Source organism: Streptomyces sp. H39-C1, from assembly GCF_027158125.1.
GTDB classification, from domain to species: Bacteria; Actinomycetota; Actinomycetes; order Streptomycetales; family Streptomycetaceae; genus Actinacidiphila; species Actinacidiphila fildesensis.
Genome location: NZ_JAPVLS010000009.1, coordinates 85,739 through 103,281 on the forward strand (window position 1 = coordinate 85,739; position 17,543 = coordinate 103,281).

Consider the following 17,543-nt stretch of genomic DNA (forward strand, 5'->3'; position numbering starts at 1 on the left):
TAACGCGGGCGGGCTCTGCCCCGGGCCCGTCCCGGGCTCAGCGCCTGCCCTTCCCCGCCGGTCCCGCCGGGCGCCGGAAGCCGATGGTCGGTACCGCCCGGGGCAACGGGCCGGGCCGGGTGCCGGACGGCAGCAGCGCGTCGAGGAACGCGTACCGGCGCATCACGTCCTGGTCCTGCTCGTCGAAGGATTTGGCGTGCTGCCACCAGGCGGCGATCTCGATCCAGCCGGGGGCCGACAGCGAGCCGCCGAATTCCTGGACGGACAGGGACGCCGACAGGCAGGCGAAGGCGAGCCGGTCGGTGAGCGGCCAGCCGGCGAGGGAGCCGGTGACGAAAGCGGCGACGAAGACATCGCCCGCGCCCGTCGGGTCCAGCGCCTCGATCAGCAGGGCCGGGACCTCGGCGGTCTCGCCGGTCGCGGAGTCCACCGCGTACGCGCCCTCGGAGCCGAGCGTGACGACGGCCAGCGGCACCAGCTCGGCGAGCTTGCGGGCGGCGGCGCGCGGGCACTCGGTGCGGGTGTAGTGCATGGCCTCGGTGGCGTTCGGCAGGAAGGCCGCGCAGTGCTCCAGGGCCGCGAGGTCGGCCGGGTCCCAGCGGCCGGAGTCGTCCCAGCCCACATCGGCGAAGATCCGGCTGCCGTGCCGGGCCGCGTGCCCGATCCACTCCTGGCCGGGGCCGCCGGGCTCCAGGGAGGCCACGCAGGCGCGGGCCGCGGGCGGGCACTCGGGGGCGGGTTCCTCGGGCGGCGGCGCCTCGTGGCCGTGCGAGACCATCGTGCGCTCGCCCTCGTAGGCCATGGAGACCGTGACCGGCGAGTGCCAGCCGGGGATCCGGCGGGACAACGTGAGATCGATGCCCTCCCCCACCGCCAGGCTGTCCCAGCAGTAGTCGCCGTACATGTCGTCGCCGAAGGCCGCGGCCAGCTTGGTGCGCAGGCCGAGCCGGGCCAGGGCGGTGGCCATGTTGGCGATGCCGCCGGGGCTGGAGCCCATGCCGCGCGCCCACGACTCCGTGCCCCGCACCGGCGCGCTGTCCAGGCCGGTGAAGATGATGTCCAGGAAGACGGTCCCGGTCAGGTACACATCGGATGCCGGGTCTCCGGGAGAGCGGACCCCGGCCAGCGGATCGAATACGGGCTGGTCGTCCATGAACAACACTCTGCACGATGAGACGGACAGTGGAGGTCACAGACGCATGAGACTCGTGATTCTCGGTGGCGGCGGTTTCCGCGTGCCCCTGGTGTACCGGGCGCTGCTCGCGGACGCGGGTGCCCCCGGCGCCTGCCGTGAGCTGGTGCTGCACGACACGGATCCGGTGCGGCTGCGGGTCATGGCGTCCGTGCTGGCCGCCCAGGCGGCCGGGGTGCCGGGCGCTCCGGCGGTCCGGATCGCCCAGGACCTGGACGACGCGCTGCGCGGCGCCGATTTCGTCTTCTCCGCCATCCGGGTCGGCGGCACGGCCGGCCGGGTGTGCGACGAGCGGGTGCCGCTCGCGGAGGGCGTGCTCGGGCAGGAGACCGTCGGCGCGGGCGGGGTGCTGTACGGGCTGCGGACGCTGCCGGTCGCGGTCGCCATCGCGGAACGGGTGAAGGCGCTGGCGCCCGACGCCTGGGTCATCAACTTCACCAACCCGGCCGGGATGGTGACCGAGGCCATGGCACGGGTGCTGGGCGGGCGGGTGATCGGCATCTGCGACTCCCCGGTCGGGCTCGTACGCCGCGCCGCGCGCGCCGCGGGCGCCGACCCGGACTCCCCCACGTTCCGCTACGACTACGTGGGCCTCAACCACTTGGGGTGGCTGCGCCGGATGTCGGACGGCGGCCCCGACCTGCTGCCGGGTCTGCTCGCCGATCCCGGGGCGCTGGACTCGTTCGAGGAGGGCAAGCTCTTCGGGGCACCGTGGCTGGCCGCGCTGGGGGCGCTGCCCAACGAGTATCTGCACTACTACTACTTCGAGCGGGAGGCACTGGCGGCGGTGCGGTCGGCCGAGGCGACCCGCGGGGAGTTCCTGGACCGGCAGCAGGGCGCGTTCTTCGCCTCGGCAGCCGCTGCCGCGGACCGGCCGGCCGACGCGTACACCCTCTGGGACCGGACGCGGCTGGAGCGCGAGGAGACGTACATGGCGGAGAACCGCGCCGCCACCGGCGGCTGGCAGCGCGATCCCCACGACCTGGACGGCGGCGGCTACGACCGGGTCGCGCTGGCCCTGATGCGGGCCATCGCGCGCGACGAGCGGACCACGTTGATCCTCAACGTGCCGAACGGGACGACCGTCCCCGCGCTCGACGCGGAGGCGATCATCGAAGTGCCCTGCGAGGTGGGCGCCTTCGGTGCCCGGCCACTGCCGGTCGCGGCGCCCACCGAGCACCAGGCCGGGCTGATGCTCACCCTCAAGGCCGTCGAACGGTCGGCGATCGAGGCCGCCGCCTCGGGCTCCCGGGCGGCGGCCCTGCGGGCGCTGGCGCTGCATCCGCTGGTCGACTCCGTCGCGGTCGCGGGCCGCATCCTGGACGCCGGGCTGCCGCGGTAGCCCGGCGATACTCGGTGGGACGTGCTCCGGCCGGCCCGTGGGTGGGGCCGGCCGGTGCGTCAGGCCGTCTCGCCTGTCAGGCCGTCTCGTCTGTCAGGCGGGTCAGGCGGGTCAGGCGGGTCAGGCCAGCTTGCGGCAGAGCAGGGCATCCGGGGTCCGGCGAGAGCCGACGCGGCCGGTGTAGGCGATACCGGCCGCGTACTCGTCGGTGGCGCACTGCCCCTTGTAGTTCCCGGACGCGAACTCGCCGCCGGGACCGCCGGCCGGGCGGTTGTCGCCCCGGTCGAACCACACGGTGCGGCCGGCGGTGCCCAGCGCGGCACGCGCCGGGACGCACAGGGCCGCCGAGACGGCGGCACCGCGGACGCTGTAGCCGTCGAGGAACTGTCCCGCCGGGCATTCGAGCTTGGTGTAGCCGCCCGCCCAGTCGCCACTGCGGACGTAGCTCTCGTCGCGGACGACCGTGTACTCGGGGCCTGCCGACCGCAGGTCACCGGCGCCGGTGTCGGTGCACAGACCGCGGTTCCCGGTGTGCGCCAGGCCGATCAGCCGCTGCCCGTCGGGGCACGTGGCCTTGCGGGCTCCGGAGTCCCAGTCGGGCCCGCCGCGCATCCGCAGGGACCGGACGGCGTCGGCGTTGTCCAGGTCGAGCATGTTCCAGCGGGCCGGTACCGCCACCTGCCCGGTCCGGGAGGGAGCGGTGATCAGGTGGTTCCAGGCGGCGGACCGCCAGTCGGGGCCGTCGAGGATTCCCGAGCGGTGCCCGGCCGCGTCGTAGCGCACGAGCGCGTAGGCGTCGCCCTGGCCGTTCCCGCTCCAGCCGACCACCGGCCAGTACGAGAAGTCGGTGTCGTTGGTGGCGAGGAAGTCGGTGAAGTTGGCGAACCAGGCGCGCGCCTTGGGGTCGTTCTCCTCGGTGCCGGTGCCGAACTCGCTCACCCACAGCGGCGCCGTGAAGTGCTGCCCCTCGGTGGTGATGAAGAACGCCTGCTGCTGCAGCACCGCGAACAGCTGGCCGCGGGTCATGTCCTGGTAGCGTCCGCGACGAAGCGGGTCAGCCGCTCGGCGTGCTCCGCCGAGAGCAGATAGAGCCCGGGGGACGACCACCAAGCGGTACCCGGAGGGGTCGGCCGAGGGGTGGACCACGTCGACGCCGACGCCGAGGTCGAGGTCGAAGAGGATCCACGCGGCCGACCCCGACAACTACATCACCTACACCGACCCCGGGGACGCCGGCACCGCAACAGCATGATCTGGCAGGCCGGCGGCTTTCCCTTCAAGGTCACCGGGACCACCGGGGTGACGGCCGACCTCAAGGGCGACCCCGGGGCCCGGAAGTGGGCGGACACCCATGGCTCGCTGCACGACGTCAGAACACCACGACCGAGCGCAGCACGTCGCCCTCGTGCATCCGCGCGAACGCCTTCTCGATGTCGCCGAGCCCGATCGTCTCGGTCACGAAGGCGCCCAGGTCGAGGCGGCCCTGCAGATGGAGGTCGATCAGCATCGGGAAGTCCCGCGACGGCAGGCAGTCCCCGTACCAGGACGACTTGAGTGCGCCGCCGCGCCCGAAGACGTCCAGCAGCGGCAGCTCCAGCTTCATTTCGGGCGTGGGCACACCCACCAGCACGACGGTGCCCGCCAGGTCACGGGCGTAGAACGCCTGCTGGTACGTCTCAGGGTGGCCGACCGCCTCGATGACGACATCCGCGCCATTGCCGCCGGTCAGCTCCCGGATCGCCTCGACCGGGTCGGTGGAGCGGGAGTTGACGGTGTGGGTGGCGCCCATCCGCCGCGCCGTCTCCAGCTTCCGGTCGTCGATGTCGACGGCGATGATCCGTCCGGCGCCCGCGAGCCGCGACCCGGCGATGGCCGCGTCCCCGACGCCGCCGCAGCCGATGACGGCGACGGAGTCACCCCGTCCGACCCCGCCGGTGTTGATCGCGGCGCCGATCCCGGCCATCACACCGCAGCCGAGCAGCCCGGCCACCGCCGGGGAGACCGCCGGGTCCACCTTCGTACACTGCCCCGCCGCGACCAGGGTCTTCTCGGCGAACGCGCCGATGCCGAGAGCTGGGGACAACACTGTTCCGTCCTCCAGCGTCATCTTCCGGCTCGCGTTGTGCGTGTTGAAGCAGTACTGGGGACGGCCGCGCAGACAGGCGCGGCACTGGCCGCACACCGCACGCCAGTTGAGGACGACGAAGTCGCCGGGCGCGACCTCCGTCACCCCCTCGCCGACCGACTCCACGATGCCGGAGGCCTCATGGCCGAGCAGGAACGGGAACTCGTCGTTGATCCCGCCCTGCTTGTAGTGCAGATCGGTATGACACACCCCGCAGGCCTGTACCTGGACCACGGCCTCGCCGGGCCCCGGATCCGGCACCAGGATCGTCTCGACGCGAACGGGTTCGTTCTTACCAGGCGCGATTACTCCGCGTACGTGCTGAGTCATGGATTCACCGTACGCCCGGACGGCCGCACCACGCAGGCACCGTGCCGCATCCGCCGGATCCCCGCGCGTAGACCATCCTTGACCAGCCATGATCATGGGTCTAGGTTCGCGGAATCACCCGACGTGCACATGACGTGAAGGAGCACCGCCATGCCCCGGACCCGAGCCCTGGCGCTCACCGCCGCGACCCTTGCGGTCGGCGCCACCCTCTACGGAATCGGCGGCGCCTCCGCCGGCAACTCGGTGCCGCGCAGCGACAAGCAGATCCCCAACCTCACCAACGTCGTCACCGAGATCAAGGCGTACTACGGCGACACCGTGGACGCCGCCGGTGAGCACAACGCGTCGCCGCAGAGCAGCTACGCGCAGCAGGTCGCGGGCATCGAGAGCAAGGCGAAGGACTACCTCAAGGACACCCTGCGGCACGAGGGTCATGGAAACGGGAACAGCTACGGGAACGGGCACGGCGCCAAGCCCGCGATCGTCCTCGACGTCGACGACACGACGCTGCTCACGTACAACTACGAGCTGGAGGTGGGCTTCAACTACACGCCCGCCACCAACGACACATACATCCGCACCAAGAACATGGCGCCGGTCTTCGGCATGCCGGACCTGGTCAACTGGGCCTCGGACCACGGCATCACGGTCTTCTTCCTGACCGGCCGCCCCGAGGCGCAGCGTGACCCGTCCACCGCCAACCTCGCCGTCGCGGGCTACAAGCCGGCCGCCGACGCCGCGCACTTCTTCCTGAAGAACAAGACGAGCCCGCCGGCCTACCTGCCGTGCGGTGCGACCTGCACGACGGTCGAGTACAAGGCGGGCACCCGCAAGCACATCGAGTCGCTCGGCTACAACATCGTCGCCAACTTCGGCGACCAGTACAGCGACCTCGAGGGCGGCTACGGGGACAAGACCTTCAAGCTCCCCAACCCCATGTACTTCCTGCCGTAGGCGCCCTGCTGCAAGCGCCGTGCCCTAGGCGCACCGTCCGGCCCGGCCGCGGCTCCGAGGGGCCGCCGGCCGGGCCGACGTCATCAGTCGAAGACGTACGCCTCGACCTCGGCGAGGTAGCGCGCCCGCAGGGCCTCGTCCCCGTCGAGGAAAGCCGCCTCGAAGGAGTTGCGGGCCAGCCCGCGCACCGTCTCGTCGTCCAGGCCGAGCGCGGCACGGACCGCCTCGTAGTTGTCCTCGGCGTACCCGCCGAAGTACGCGGGGTCGTCGGAGTTGACGGTCGCCAGCAGACCCGCGTCGAGCATCGCGCGCAGCGGGTGGTCCTCGATGCGGTCGATGCAGCGCAGCCGGACGTTGGAGAGCGGGCACAGCGTGAGCGGGATGCGGTCGCGGACGAGCCGGGCGACCAGCTCCGGGTCCTCCAGGGAGCGCAGGCCGTGGTCGACGCGCTCGACGCCGAGCACGTCCAGGGCCTCCCAGATGTACGCCGGCGGGCCCTCCTCGCCCGCGTGGGCGACGCGGCGCAGCCCTTCGGCGGCGGCCCGCTCGTAGACCTCGCGGAACTTCGACGGCGGGTTGCCGACCTCGGCGGAGTCCAGCCCGACGGCGGAGATCCGGGACAGGTACGGCTTGGCCGACTCGAAGGTGTCCAGCGCGGACTGCGCGGACTCGTCGCGCAGGAAACACATGATCAACTGGGTGCTGATGCCGTGCCGTTCCCGCCCGGCGTCCAGCGCGCGGGACAGCCCCTCGACGACGGTGCCGATGTCGACGCCGCGCGCGGTGTGCGCCTGCGGGTCGAAGAAGATCTCGGCGTGCCGTACGCCCTGTTCCGCGGCGCGCGCGAGATAGGCGTCGGCCAGGTCGGCGAAGTCCTCCTCGGTGCGCAGGACGGCCATCAGCGCGTAGTACAGGTCCAGGAAGGACTGCAGGTCCGTGAAGGAGTAGGCGCGGCGGAGCTCGTCGGCGTCGGCGTACGGCAGCGAGATCCCGCCGCGCGCGGCGAGCGCGAAGGCCAGTTCCGGCTCCAGGGTGCCTTCGATGTGGAGGTGCAGTTCAGCCTTGGGAATGGGCACGGGGGAATCACTTCACAGTCGGTACGGCAGCGAGGGGTCGTACAACGGTACAGGTCAGCGCGGTGCCGGCCGCGCGCGCCGCTGTCCGGGGCAGCGCTTTCGGCCGGTGGCGGGGCGTCGGCCGGTTGCGGGGCGTCAGCCGGTGGCGGGGCGTCGGCCGGTTGCGAGCGTCAGCCGGGGCAGGAGCTGCTGCCACCCAGAGCGGCCATGGCGAGGCCGACCTGCGTGGGCGTCAGGGCGGGCTCGGGCAGCGGGTGGGCGCGCTCGGCGCGGAAGCCGTCGAGCAGCAGCGCGAGATGACGCCGCCAGGCGCGCGGCGCGACCTCCCGGGTGGCCTGGGTGATCCGCGCCTGCGACCAGATGAGGAAGGCCAGGTCCTCGGGCGTGAGATCGGGGCGTACGGCGCCGGCCCGCTGGGCCCGGTGCAGGATGTCGCGGCTGAGCTCGAAGGTGCGCAGCCGCAGCCGTTCCACCTCGGGTGACGACGGCAGCCGCATGGACGCCAGGTCGTTGAACCCCCGGTCGCCGGCCTGCAGCGCGCACATGTCCTCCAGATACCCGGCGAACCCTTCCCAGGGATCCTCGGCGGCGGCCCCGCGCTCGGCCGCCGCCAGCCACTCGGCGAGCTTCTCGGCGAAGATCGCCTCGATGACGTCGAGCCGGGTCGGGAAGTGCCGGTAGAGGGTGCCGATGGCGACCCCGGCGCGCTTGGCGATCGACTCCAGCGGCGCGTCGATGCCGTCCTGCGCGAAGGCGGTGCGGGCGACCGCGATCAGTGCGTCGCGGTTGCGCTGCGCGTCGCGCCGCAGGACACGCTTCGGGCAGCGAGAGCGGTCGGAGTCGGACATGTCCGCCAGTCTACCGAACCGGAGGCATACCTCAGGTTCGGTGGTACGGTATTCAACCTGAGGGAACATGAGGGTTGCCTCAGGTTCGTCCCCACATCCCGGAAAGAGTCCCCGCCATGAACACCGTTCTCTGGGTCCTGCAGGGCGTTCTCGCCGCCGCCTTCCTCGCGTCCGGACTGATGAAGGTCACTCAGCCCAAGGAGAAGCTCGCCGGCACGATGAAGTTCGTGAACGACTACTCGGCCGGGATGGTCAAGCTCATCGGCGCGGCCGAGGTCCTCGGGGCGATCGGCCTGATCCTCCCGGCCGCGACGGACATAGCGCCGATCCTCACCCCGATCGCCGCCGCCGGCCTCGCGGTGACGATGGCGGGCGCCGCGAACTACCACCTCCGCAAGAAGGACGCGGCGAAGGAGGTCCTCCCGTCGGTCGTTCTGCTGGTCCTCGCCGTGGTGATCGCATGGGGCCGCTTCGGGCCGTACTCCTTCTGACCCGGCCCTCGCGTCACACCCTTACGTCGCCGTGATCTTGAGGGTGTGGACGATCTGGTCGGCCGCCGCCGTCATCAGGTCGGCGAGGCCGGGCGCCGTCCAGGAGACGAGGACCATGACCGCGCTCTCGATCCCGGGCGGCCGCACGCCGTAGGTGACCGTCTCCATCAGGGAGCGCTCACCGCTCTGCCCGGTCCCCCGGCCGGCCAGCCCCTGGCGGATGCGGACGGCCGGCCCTGCCGGAAGCACGGCCCGCTCCACCTCCGGCTCCTGGAAGTCACCGGTCGCGAAGACCTCGGTGATCCAGTCCAGCGTGATCGACGGCACCTTGTCGTCGGGGTGGACGACATCCACCTCCAGCACCGCGAGCGCCTCCTCGAACCCCTCCGGATACAGCCCGAACGCGAACACCGGCTCCCGCCCCCGGCTGTCGGCGGCCCGCTCCCGCAGGTCGTACATGAGCGCGTCGGCGTCGACCTCCGCCGGCGCCGCCGCGAGCTTCCCGGCCTGCTCCAGCGCCCACGCGCCGAGGTCGATGCCCGGCTCCAGGGGCAGCGGGATCCAGTCCTCGGGACATTCGATACCGACGTTCCACGTGTCGTCGTTCACTGGCTCATGCGCTCCACTTCAGGGACAGCGCCACGGCGTCGAAGAGATCCGCCATCGCGTCGGCGATCGGGTCGAGGGGCGTGGAGAACGACAGCAGCAGATACGCCTCCGAGCCCGGCACCGGCACGTGATAGTCCACGGACGTGACCGGCAGCGCGCCGCCGGACGGATCGTCCGCCGCCGGAACCGTCCGGGCCCTGGTCCGCACCGACGAACCGGCCGGCAGGTCCTCGACCGTCACCTGGTACCCGTCAGGACCACCCCGCTCCGCCAGAAACCCGGCCAGGTCGTCCACCGGCACCCCCGACCCCAGGCTCTCCTGCGGCACCAGCGTGACCAGCAGCGACGCCGGAACCGTCAGCGCACCGGCCGACTGCAGGCTCATGTACAGCTCGATCCCGCCGTTCCGGTACGCCTCCAGCGCCCGGCCGCGCAGCTCGTCGCGCACCTGCTGCTTGATGATCGGCGCATCGTCGATCCCTCGGAACTGCCGCTCCACGAGCGCGTCGACCGCGCCCTCCCGCCGCTCCGGATCGAGGTCGATCCGGAACCAGCCGTCCGGGAGCAGGAGTTGGTAGTCACTCGGCGAATCGGCCGGTGTCATGAACGTGGCTCCTGTCGAGAAGTGTTGTCCGGCGCCTGGCCCTGGGCCGGGCGGTCGAGTCGCAGGCGGCTGCGCAGGCTGTGGGCGGCGAGGGGGACGAGGATCCCGCAGAGGGCGAGCGAACCGAGCGCCGTGCCCGCCGCACCGGCAGAGGGGTGCCCGCCGATCATCCGGGCGCACCCCAGCAGCGAGAGCAGCGCCATACCGAGCACCGGCCAGGTGCCCCCGCCGCCGAGCACGGTGGCCGGGAACCGCGAGGCCTGACGAGCGGTGGCCGCTGGCAGGGTCGTCATCAGACCGACATCCGCCTGGCCCACCGGGCTTGCGGGCCACCGCTCCTTCTTGCCCTGTACACGGTCATTGACGCCGCGTCCGGTGGAGCTCCGCAGCTGTGTCCAGCGCGCCTCGCCTTCCGGCCCGCCGAACCACGGTTCCCAGGGCAGAACGGCACGGATTTCTCCGCCGGGTCCCTGGAACTCGACGCCCAGCGGTGTCCCGTTCGCGCTCTCCAGCACCCGGACCAGTGCGGCCACCCTGTGCGGACCCGAGCGCGCCAGCCAACGCTCGCGCCCGAGGCTGTCCACCAGGACGATGTCGCGTTCCTGCACCCGGACCGCCGCCGTTGCGCAGAACCGTACGCTCGCACCCGAGCCGGGCAGCGGGTCGGGGGCGATCCGCGACTCGACGGGAGGGACATCGGCGCGGCGCTCACGCAGCCGGGCCTGCAGCCGTGCGGCGAGGTTCAGCACCGGCATCACCAGGGCAGCGGCCGCCGTCACGACCCACAGTTCCCGCGGCGGATTCCCGACCGGGAAGATCGCGACGGCAAAGGCCAGGAACCAGACGGCCATCACCGCCCCCCGGCCGAGGGTGTTCCACCGGGGAAGCAGACGGCCAGGGTTCGCATACGTGGCGTTCCCGGCCCCGGACCGGGCAACCAGCTCGTCCTCGCGGTCGCGCACCGTGCGCACCGGAATACCGGCGTCCTTCAACAGCGGGGCGAGTCCGGTCAGTTCCAGGATCCGGAAGTCACGGTCCGGGCGGACTCCGCTCAGCACCGGGGACTCCGGAAGCCACGGCTCCACATCGATGCGCAGCACGCGCCTGCCGTCGCCGTCCTGAAGCTCCACGAAACCCCAGGTGCCGGGACGCGGCGGCACCGTCATGCTGCCGTCGATCCACGGCCCGACCGCGTCCACATGGACGGCGCGTTCGATGCCGCCCGGGCCGGTCGCGTAGCGGCGCTCACGCCCGTCCCGGGTACGGACCACCAGTTCGCGTCCGTCCCGGTGGATCCGGGCATTGCGGACAATGTCCAGGCCCGGATGCCGCCGGGCCGACGGCCGCAGCGCCGGCTCCGCGATGCCCGCGGTCCCGTTCCCGACAGGTACCAGCTGCGGATCAGTCACCGATCTCCCTGACTGTGGAGTCCTTCAGTCCCAGCGCGTCACCGGCGCCGGCCTTGTCCGCCGCGTCGATGCCCGAGGCGATGCCGGTCGCACCGATCCATATCCTGGTCTGGGTCTTGAAGACGTCCGCCCCCGCGTGGACCGCGCCGTTGGCGATGTTGCCGACGTTGGCGCGGGCCAGGTTGGCCGCGTCCGTGGCGAGTCCCGTGTCGCCCACTGCGGCGCGTACGCCGGTCCAGGTGTTGCCGTGGAACAGCTGGGGAACGTCGCGGAAGGCCTTGAGGTCCTTGACGCTCTGCCAGCTCTCCTTGGCGATCTTGACGGGATTGACCGCGTCACCGACGCGGCCCCAGCCGGGGAACCAGCCCTTCGGCGCGTTCTTCATGGCGTTCGCGGCGTCCTTGCCGCGGGCGGCTCCGCCGGACTCGCGGTTGGCGATCTTCCAGGCCTTGGCCACCTGTTTCTGGTACGCCTTGGTGCCCTTCTTCAGACCGTTCGCGACCGCGCTCTCCATGATCGATTTGTAGCGGGCCGAGCGCGCCAGCGCCCGCGTCCCCGCCGACGCGCCGCGCGCGCCCGCGATCGCGCCGCGGCCGATGCCGAAGGTGGCGAGGCCCACGACGTCGAGGGCGACATCGAACCAGTTGCCGTCGCCGGACAGCGCCAGCAGGACGTGCGCGACGAGCGAGACGAGCGTGGCGACCAGGGCGATCGTGCCGAGGATGCCCGCGAGGGCCTGGCCGATGATGGGGATCCAGCCGACGAGGAGCGAGAGCGTGCCGCAGATCGTGGCGACCCAGCCCGCGATGTCGGCGATCTTCCCGATGATGTCGGCGTGCTCGTGGACCCAGCCCTTGAACTTGTCCCAGCGGCTGTCCTTCAGGCCGTCGTGGTCGATGGCGTGGCGGATCGCGTCGGCTGCCGCCTTCGCGGCGTGGTCGCGGATGTCCTTCGCCCGCTGCAGGTCCTTCTTGGCCTCGCCGATCGCGCCCGCGGCGGCGTCCTGCTTGGCCTTGAGCTTGACGGCCGTCGGGTCGTCCTTGGGGGTGTCGGCGGGCTGTTGGGAGATCGCCCGCTGCGCACCGGAGTGCTCGGTGTCGGCGTCCTGGGCGTCGCGCAGGGCCTTGTCGGCGATCTTCTGCGCACGGTGCAGCTCGCGCGCGTACGGGCCGCCGGTCACGCCGTCGCCGGCGTCCTCCCCGAGGGCCTTGGCCGCCTCGTCGTAGCGGTGGAACGCCTTGCGGAGCTTGTCCGACGCCTTCGACGCCTGGTCGCGGAACTCGTCCGCGGCCTTGCCCTTCCAGGCCTCGACGGAGGCGAGCGCCTTGATCTCGCGGGCCTCGCGCTCGATCGACTCCGCCGTCTTCCGCAGCTCCCGGCCCAGCCGGGCCACCGTGTCCGGGTCCCCCGGGACCGGGTCACCGTGCTCGCCGAGGACTTCCCAGCCGTACGAGGGGCGGGTCATTTCTTGTCCTCCCCGCGCAGCGCCTTGGCGAGTTCGGAGTCCACCTGGTCGTATGTGTCCGCCGCCTGTTCGGTGATCTTGGCGAGCTTCTCCAGTTCCTCCGTCAGCTTCGTCCGGTGGACCTTCCAGTTGCTGCCGAAGTCATGGAAGACATCCGTGAGGAGGTCGGAGCCGATCTCCGCCCGGCCGTAGCCGTCCGCCGGGTTCGCGTGCTTGTCGAACTCGTCGTGGACGCGCTTGAGCGCGGCCGAGCACTGCCGTATCCGTAGCGTGTCCGCAGCAAGATCCGGTTCCCCCATGGCTGTCCTCCGCTGACCTCGAGCTGGAAAAGACTTGTACAAGTCTTGGGCAAGATCGAAGCAGGGTATCAACGCAGCGCCAAAGGGGCAGCAACGAAGCATCAAGGGAGCGGCATTCAGCGGCGCTTCGGCACCGGGACGCGCATCAGGTCCTCCGCCACGGTCAGTTCACCCTCGAAACCGGCCTCGCGGGCCTGGCGGCCGAAGAGGGCGGGGTCGGTGTAGCGCTGGGAGAAGTGGGTGAGGACGAGGTGGCGGACGCCGGCTTCTGCGGCCACCTGGGCGGCCTGGCCCGCGGTGAGGTGGCCGTGGTCACGGGCGAGGTGTTCGTCCTCGTTGAGGAACGTGGACTCGATGACGAGGAGATCGCAGCCCTCGGCGAGGGCGTGAACGCCGTCGCAGAGGCGGGTGTCCATGATGAACGCGAAACGCTGTCCGGTACGGACCTCGCTCACCTCGTCGAGGGTCACCCCGTCGAGCACCCCGTCGCGCTGCAGCCGGCCCACGTCCGGGCCGGTGATGCCGTGTGCGGCGAGGCGCGCGGGGATCAGACGGCGGCCGTCGGGTTCGACGAGGCGGTAGCCGTAACTCTCCACGGGGTGCGAGAGCTTGGCCGCGGACAGGGTGAAGGCCTCCGTGGTGGCCAGCACGCCGTCCGCGGCGACCGGCTCCTCGGTGATGACGGCCGTCTCGCGGTAGGCCGTCGAGTAGCGCAGCCGCTCGAAGAAGTGCTGCCCGCTCGCGGGGTAGTGGGCCGCGATCGGGTGCGGGACGCGGTCCAGGTTGATCCGCTGGATCACCCCGGCCAGGCCGAGCGAGTGGTCACCGTGGAAGTGCGTGACGCAGATCCGGGTCAGGTCGTGCGCGGCGACGCCCGCCAGCAGCATCTGGCGCTGGGTGCCCTCCCCCGGGTCGAAGAGGATGCCCTCGCTGTCCCAGCGCAGCAGATAGCCGTTGTGGTTGCGGAGCCGGGTGGGGACCTGGCTGGCGGTGCCGAGCACCACGAATTCACGGATGGACAAGGCGGTTATCCGGGGGGCCACTCAAGGCCGCGCCCACCGAGGACATGCGCGTGCGCGTGGAACACGGTCTGGCCGGCGCCCGCACCGGTGTTGAAGACGATCCGGTAGCCGCGGTCGACGGTCTTCTCCGCCGCCGCCACCTCGCCCGCCTCGCGCAGCACGTCGACGGCGGCCTGCGGGTCGCCGGCCGCGAGCGCGGCGGCGTCCGCGTAGTGCACCTTGGGGATCACCAGCACATGCGTGGGGGCCTGCGGATTGATGTCGCGGAACGCCACCGTCGTGTCGGTCTCGCGGACGATCGTCGCCGGGATGTCCCCGGCCGCGATCTTGCAGAACAGGCAGTCCGCCTGAGGTTCTCCCGCCACGGGTGCTTCTCCCTCTTCGCTCGTTGCAACGTTGGTCGTCGAAAGGCGCATCGTATCGGCCGGGCCCCGCCCGGCACGGTCAGGACGGGCCCTACGGCATGGGCGGCGGTGTCTTGGCCGGGTGCTCCGCGAGGGACGCCAGGGCCAGGTCGACGGCGGTGTCGAGCTGCGGGTCGGTGCCCGCGGCCCAGTCCTGCGGGCGCTGCAGCACCTCGACGTCCGGGTCGACGCCGTGGTTCTCGACGTCCCAGCCGTAGCCCTCGAGCCAGAAGGCGTACTTGGGCTGGGTGACGGCCGTGCCGTCCACCAGGTCGTACCGGCTGTCGATGCCGACCACGCCGCCCCAGGTGCGGGTGCCGACGACCGGGCCGATGTTCAGGGCCTTGATGGCGGCGTTGACGATGTCCCCGTCCGAGCCGGAGAACTCGTTGGCGACGGCGACGACCGGCCCGCGCGGCGCGTCCAGCGGGTAGCTCTGCGGGCGCAGGCCGCGCGGAAGGTCCCAGCCGACGATGCGGCGCGCGAGCTTCTCGATGACGAGCTGCGACGTGTGCCCGCCGCGGTTCTCGCGGACGTCCACGACCAGGCCCTCGCGGGCGACCTCGACCCGCAGATCGCGGTGCAGCTGCGCCCAGCCGAAGCCGACCATGTCCGGGACGTGCAGATAGCCGAGCCGGCCCCCGGAGCGCTCGTGGACGTGGGCCCGGCGGCCCGCGACCCAGTCGTGGTACCGCAGCGGCTCCTCGTCGGCGAGCGGTACGACCACGACGTACCGGACCGGGCCGCCGTCCGCCGGGGCGACGGTCAGCTCGACGGGCTTGCCCGCCGTGCCGGTCAGCAGCGGGCCGGGGCCGGCGACCGGGTCGACGGCGTGTCCGTCGACCGCCAGCAGGCTGTCGCCGGCGCGCACCGCGACCCCGGGTGCGGCGAGCGGGGAGCGGGCCTGCGGGTCCGAGGACTCGCCGGGCAGCACCCGGACGAACTGCCAGCGGCCGTCCTCCGCGCGGGCGATGTCCGCGCCGAGCAGGCCCTGCCGGGTCAGTGCGTCCCGGTGGCCGCCGGGCGGGGTGACGTAGGCGTGCGAGGTGCCGAGTTCCCCCTGCACCTCCCACATCAGGTCCATGAGGTCGTCATGGGTGGCGGCACGCTCCAGGACGGGCTTGTAGCGCTCGCCGACCGCGTTCCAGTCGACGCCGCTCATGTCGGCACGCCAGAAGTTGTCGCGCATCAGCCGGTGCGCCTCGGCGTACATCTGCCGCCACTCGTCCTGCGGCCGTACGGTCACCCGGATCCGCGACAGGTCGACGGTGATGTTCGCGTCCGAGTCGTCGTCGTCCGACGACTTGCTGTCGGCGGGTACGACGCGCAGCCGGCCGTTCGCGGCCAGCAGCACCTTGGTGCCGTCACCGGTGACCGCGAAGTCCTCGGCGTCGTCGGCGAGTTCCTCGACGCGCAGCTGCTTGAGGTCGTAGCGCTCCAGGACGCTGCCGGGCGGCTGCGCCTCGGGCGTGGCCAGGGCGGTGCCGAGGGTGCCGACCAGCGGGTGGCGCAGCCACAGCAGGCCGTTCTTGGCGGCGGTCAGCGAGGTGTAGCGGCCGGCTTCGACGGGGAACGCGACGATGCGGTCGGCGATGCCCTCGAAGTCGACGCGGGTGGCCGGGACCCGGGGGCGGTCCTCGCCGTCGGTCCCCCGGCCGTCCTTGCCCGCGCTGTCGCCGTCGCCCTCGGACTTGTCGTCCTTGGCCTCGTCGTCCGGCTCCTCGACCGGGCGGCCGTGCCGCTGCGGGCCGAAGGGCGACGGGGTGGTGGCGGCCAGCGTGATCAGGTGCGGGCGGCAGGCGTTGGGGAAGGACAGGTCGAAGACATGGGCGTCGTAGACCGGGTCGAAGGCCCGCTCGGACAGGAACGCGAGGTGCTTTCCGTCCGGGGTGAACGCGGGCGCGTAGTCGTTGAAGCGCAGCGGGGTCGCGTCGGCGACGGACAGGTCCGACGTCGCGGCGATCCTGAGCTGGCGCAGCGGGTCGGGGCCCGGGTGCGACCAGGCGAGCCAGGCCGAGTCCGGCGAGAACGCCAGACCGGTCACATCGCCCGCGTCGCTGGCCGCGACCTCGCGCACCTCGCCGGTCTGCGTCTCGACGAGCAGCACCCGGCCGTCGTGCGAGGCGACGGCGATCCGGTGCCCGTCCGGCGACACCTCGAGCTCCAGGACGCGGCCGAGGCGGCCGGCCGCCAGCCGGCGGGGCGCGACGCCGGGCGCCAGACCGGCCGCAGGGGAGAGTTCGAGGGCGTCCTCGCCCTCCGCGTCGGTGACCCAGACGACCTGCTGGTCGCCCTCGCCGCCGAAGGTGCGCGGCAGCCGCGTCCGAACCCCCGGCTCCGCGGCGAGCGCGCGCGCCGGGCCGCCCCGGTGGGTGACCCAGTGGGTGGTGCCGCGGACCTCGACGGCGCTGCCGCGTCCGGTGTGGTCGGGGCGGGCGTCCCCGAGGTGGTGCGAAGCGCGGACCGGGTGCGGCTGCAGGTCGGTGCGCTGGCCGCCGAGGCGGACCGCGAGCGGGCGCGGCGTGGCCGACTCGAGGTCGTCGAGCAGGTGGAGTTCACCGGCGGAGCTGTAGACGACGCGGGTGCCGTCGGTCGCGGCCTGCCGGGCGTAGAAGCCGTCGAGGGGGGTGTGCCGGCGCAGGTCCGAGCCGTCCGGGAGGCTGGAGTAGAGCGCGCCGGTGCCTTCGTGGTCGGAGAGGAACGCAACGCGCCCCCGACCTTCGGCCGGGGGTACCCGCATCTCGCTTCGCTCGCCGACCCAGAGCGGGGATTCGAGGTTGCCGTCGAGGTCCGCGTGCAGCCGCTCGAAGTCGCCGCCGCCCGTCAGGTCGATCCACAGCTTGCCCGCCGTGCCGCCCCGGTAGCGCTTCCAGGCCGCGGCCTCGCGGCCCATCGTCGCCGACTGCAGCAGCACCGCGCCCCCGGGCCCGTAGGCCAGATCGCCGACCGGTCCGTACGGCAGCGTGCGCGCGGGGCCGCCGTCCAGCGGCAGCGCCCGAGCCCAGGTGCGGCGCAGCGAGGGCTGGCCCTGCGTGCTGATCGCGACGACCTCGCCGTCCGGCGTCCAGCCGCGCACCGAGGTCTTCGCGCTGCCCCAGTGCGTCAGCCGCCGTGACGGGCCGCCGTCGACGGGTGCCACGTGCACCTCGGGCGCTCCGTCGCGGGTGGAGGTCCAGGCGACCGTCGTTCCGTCCGGCGAGATGCGCGGATGGTCGACCGGCATGTTGTCGGCGCTGACGCGCCAGGCACGCCCGCCGTCGAGCGGCGCCACCCAGACGTCGTCCTCGGCGACAAAAGCGACCAACTCACCGTTTACATGCGGATACCGGAGGTACGAAGGCTGTGTCACTCCGCCACATTAACCATGATCGAG

At 72.3% G+C, this 17,543-nt stretch carries 16 protein-coding genes; 3 read left to right on the top strand and 13 right to left on the bottom strand.

The window, feature by feature from the left end; translation table 11 throughout:
• Window positions 1-37: 37 nt before the first annotated feature.
• On the bottom strand, window positions 38-1,153 hold the full coding sequence (locus O3W51_RS08590; RefSeq protein WP_198357389.1) for a carbohydrate kinase family protein: 1,116 nt from the start codon (window positions 1,151-1,153) through the stop codon (window positions 38-40).
• A 46-nt stretch (window positions 1,154-1,199) separates the two neighbouring features.
• Here O3W51_RS08590 and O3W51_RS08595 point away from each other — a divergent pair, with 46 nt between their 5' ends.
• Complete coding sequence (locus O3W51_RS08595; protein WP_138353182.1) at window positions 1,200-2,534, top strand: family 4 glycosyl hydrolase; 1,335 nt, start codon at window positions 1,200-1,202, stop codon at window positions 2,532-2,534.
• A gap of 120 nt (window positions 2,535-2,654) precedes the next feature.
• Here the strand turns inward: O3W51_RS08595 and O3W51_RS08600 are convergent, their stop codons facing one another.
• On the bottom strand, window positions 2,655-3,737 hold the full coding sequence (locus O3W51_RS08600) for a hypothetical protein (protein WP_138353181.1): 1,083 nt from the start codon (window positions 3,735-3,737) through the stop codon (window positions 2,655-2,657).
• Window positions 3,738-3,903: 166 nt separating this feature from the next.
• Window positions 3,904-4,989 carry an S-(hydroxymethyl)mycothiol dehydrogenase gene (locus O3W51_RS08605; protein WP_138353180.1) on the bottom strand — a complete coding sequence of 362 codons (1,086 nt, stop codon included), beginning with the start codon at window positions 4,987-4,989 and terminating at the stop codon, window positions 3,904-3,906.
• Window positions 4,990-5,139: 150 nt separating this feature from the next.
• Here O3W51_RS08605 and O3W51_RS08610 point away from each other — a divergent pair, with 150 nt between their 5' ends.
• Entirely contained in the window at window positions 5,140-5,943 is an 804-nt protein-coding gene (locus tag O3W51_RS08610) for an HAD family acid phosphatase (RefSeq protein WP_138353179.1), read from the top strand.
• A gap of 83 nt (window positions 5,944-6,026) precedes the next feature.
• Here O3W51_RS08610 and O3W51_RS08615 read toward each other — a convergent pair whose 3' ends face one another.
• The gene (locus O3W51_RS08615) at window positions 6,027-7,019 is read right to left on the bottom strand and encodes an adenosine deaminase (RefSeq protein WP_138353178.1); all 993 of its coding nucleotides are present in this window, start codon (window positions 7,017-7,019) and stop codon (window positions 6,027-6,029) included.
• A 170-nt stretch (window positions 7,020-7,189) separates the two neighbouring features.
• Window positions 7,190-7,867, bottom strand: a complete 678-nt coding sequence (locus tag O3W51_RS08620; protein WP_164293992.1) for a TetR/AcrR family transcriptional regulator — start codon at window positions 7,865-7,867, stop codon at window positions 7,190-7,192.
• 116 nt (window positions 7,868-7,983) lie between these two features.
• Between O3W51_RS08620 and O3W51_RS08625 the strand changes: the two genes are divergently transcribed.
• Window positions 7,984-8,358 carry a DoxX family protein gene (locus tag O3W51_RS08625; protein ID WP_138353176.1) on the top strand — a complete coding sequence of 125 codons (375 nt, stop codon included), beginning with the start codon at window positions 7,984-7,986 and terminating at the stop codon, window positions 8,356-8,358.
• Window positions 8,359-8,379: 21 nt separating this feature from the next.
• Here O3W51_RS08625 and O3W51_RS08630 read toward each other — a convergent pair whose 3' ends face one another.
• The 8 genes from O3W51_RS08630 to O3W51_RS08665 form a co-directional block, all read right to left on the bottom strand.
• Window positions 8,380-8,967, bottom strand: coding sequence for a hypothetical protein (locus O3W51_RS08630; protein ID WP_198357387.1), 588 nt, complete (start codon window positions 8,965-8,967; stop codon window positions 8,380-8,382).
• Window positions 8,968-8,971: 4 nt separating this feature from the next.
• A complete protein-coding gene (locus tag O3W51_RS08635) occupies window positions 8,972-9,571 on the bottom strand; it encodes a hypothetical protein (RefSeq protein WP_138353174.1) in 600 nt (199 codons plus the stop codon).
• The gene (locus O3W51_RS08640; RefSeq protein ID WP_198357386.1) at window positions 9,568-10,980 is read right to left on the bottom strand and encodes a hypothetical protein; all 1,413 of its coding nucleotides are present in this window, start codon (window positions 10,978-10,980) and stop codon (window positions 9,568-9,570) included. Before O3W51_RS08640 ends, O3W51_RS08635 begins: the two co-directional genes overlap by 4 nt.
• The gene (locus O3W51_RS08645) at window positions 10,973-12,445 is read right to left on the bottom strand and encodes a putative T7SS-secreted protein (protein WP_187144875.1); all 1,473 of its coding nucleotides are present in this window, start codon (window positions 12,443-12,445) and stop codon (window positions 10,973-10,975) included. The genes O3W51_RS08640 and O3W51_RS08645 overlap by 8 nt, the downstream gene beginning before the upstream one ends.
• The gene (locus O3W51_RS08650; RefSeq protein ID WP_138353172.1) at window positions 12,442-12,744 is read right to left on the bottom strand and encodes a hypothetical protein; all 303 of its coding nucleotides are present in this window, start codon (window positions 12,742-12,744) and stop codon (window positions 12,442-12,444) included. The genes O3W51_RS08645 and O3W51_RS08650 overlap by 4 nt, the downstream gene beginning before the upstream one ends.
• Before the next feature lie 116 nt (window positions 12,745-12,860).
• On the bottom strand, window positions 12,861-13,766 hold the full coding sequence (locus tag O3W51_RS08655) for a ribonuclease Z (protein ID WP_138353171.1): 906 nt from the start codon (window positions 13,764-13,766) through the stop codon (window positions 12,861-12,863).
• Between the two features lie 5 nt (window positions 13,767-13,771).
• A complete protein-coding gene (locus O3W51_RS08660) occupies window positions 13,772-14,131 on the bottom strand; it encodes a histidine triad nucleotide-binding protein (protein WP_138353170.1) in 360 nt (119 codons plus the stop codon).
• 91 nt (window positions 14,132-14,222) lie between these two features.
• The gene (locus O3W51_RS08665) at window positions 14,223-17,519 is read right to left on the bottom strand and encodes a S41 family peptidase (protein WP_198357384.1); all 3,297 of its coding nucleotides are present in this window, start codon (window positions 17,517-17,519) and stop codon (window positions 14,223-14,225) included.
• Between the last annotated feature and the right edge of the window lie 24 nt (window positions 17,520-17,543).

Coding starts and splice junctions, on each gene's coding strand:
- O3W51_RS08590 (WP_198357389.1), bottom strand. CDS start 1,153: ATGGACGACCAGCCCGTATTCGATCCGCTGGCCGGGGTCCGCTCTCCC.
- O3W51_RS08595 (WP_138353182.1), top strand. CDS start 1,200: ATGAGACTCGTGATTCTCGGTGGCGGCGGTTTCCGCGTGCCCCTGGTG.
- O3W51_RS08605 (WP_138353180.1), bottom strand. CDS start 4,989: ATGACTCAGCACGTACGCGGAGTAATCGCGCCTGGTAAGAACGAACCC.
- O3W51_RS08610 (WP_138353179.1), top strand. CDS start 5,140: ATGCCCCGGACCCGAGCCCTGGCGCTCACCGCCGCGACCCTTGCGGTC.
- O3W51_RS08620 (WP_164293992.1), bottom strand. CDS start 7,867: ATGTCCGACTCCGACCGCTCTCGCTGCCCGAAGCGTGTCCTGCGGCGC.
- O3W51_RS08625 (WP_138353176.1), top strand. CDS start 7,984: ATGAACACCGTTCTCTGGGTCCTGCAGGGCGTTCTCGCCGCCGCCTTC.
- O3W51_RS08635 (WP_138353174.1), bottom strand. CDS start 9,571: ATGACACCGGCCGATTCGCCGAGTGACTACCAACTCCTGCTCCCGGAC.
- O3W51_RS08645 (WP_187144875.1), bottom strand. CDS start 12,445: ATGACCCGCCCCTCGTACGGCTGGGAAGTCCTCGGCGAGCACGGTGAC.
- O3W51_RS08650 (WP_138353172.1), bottom strand. CDS start 12,744: ATGGGGGAACCGGATCTTGCTGCGGACACGCTACGGATACGGCAGTGC.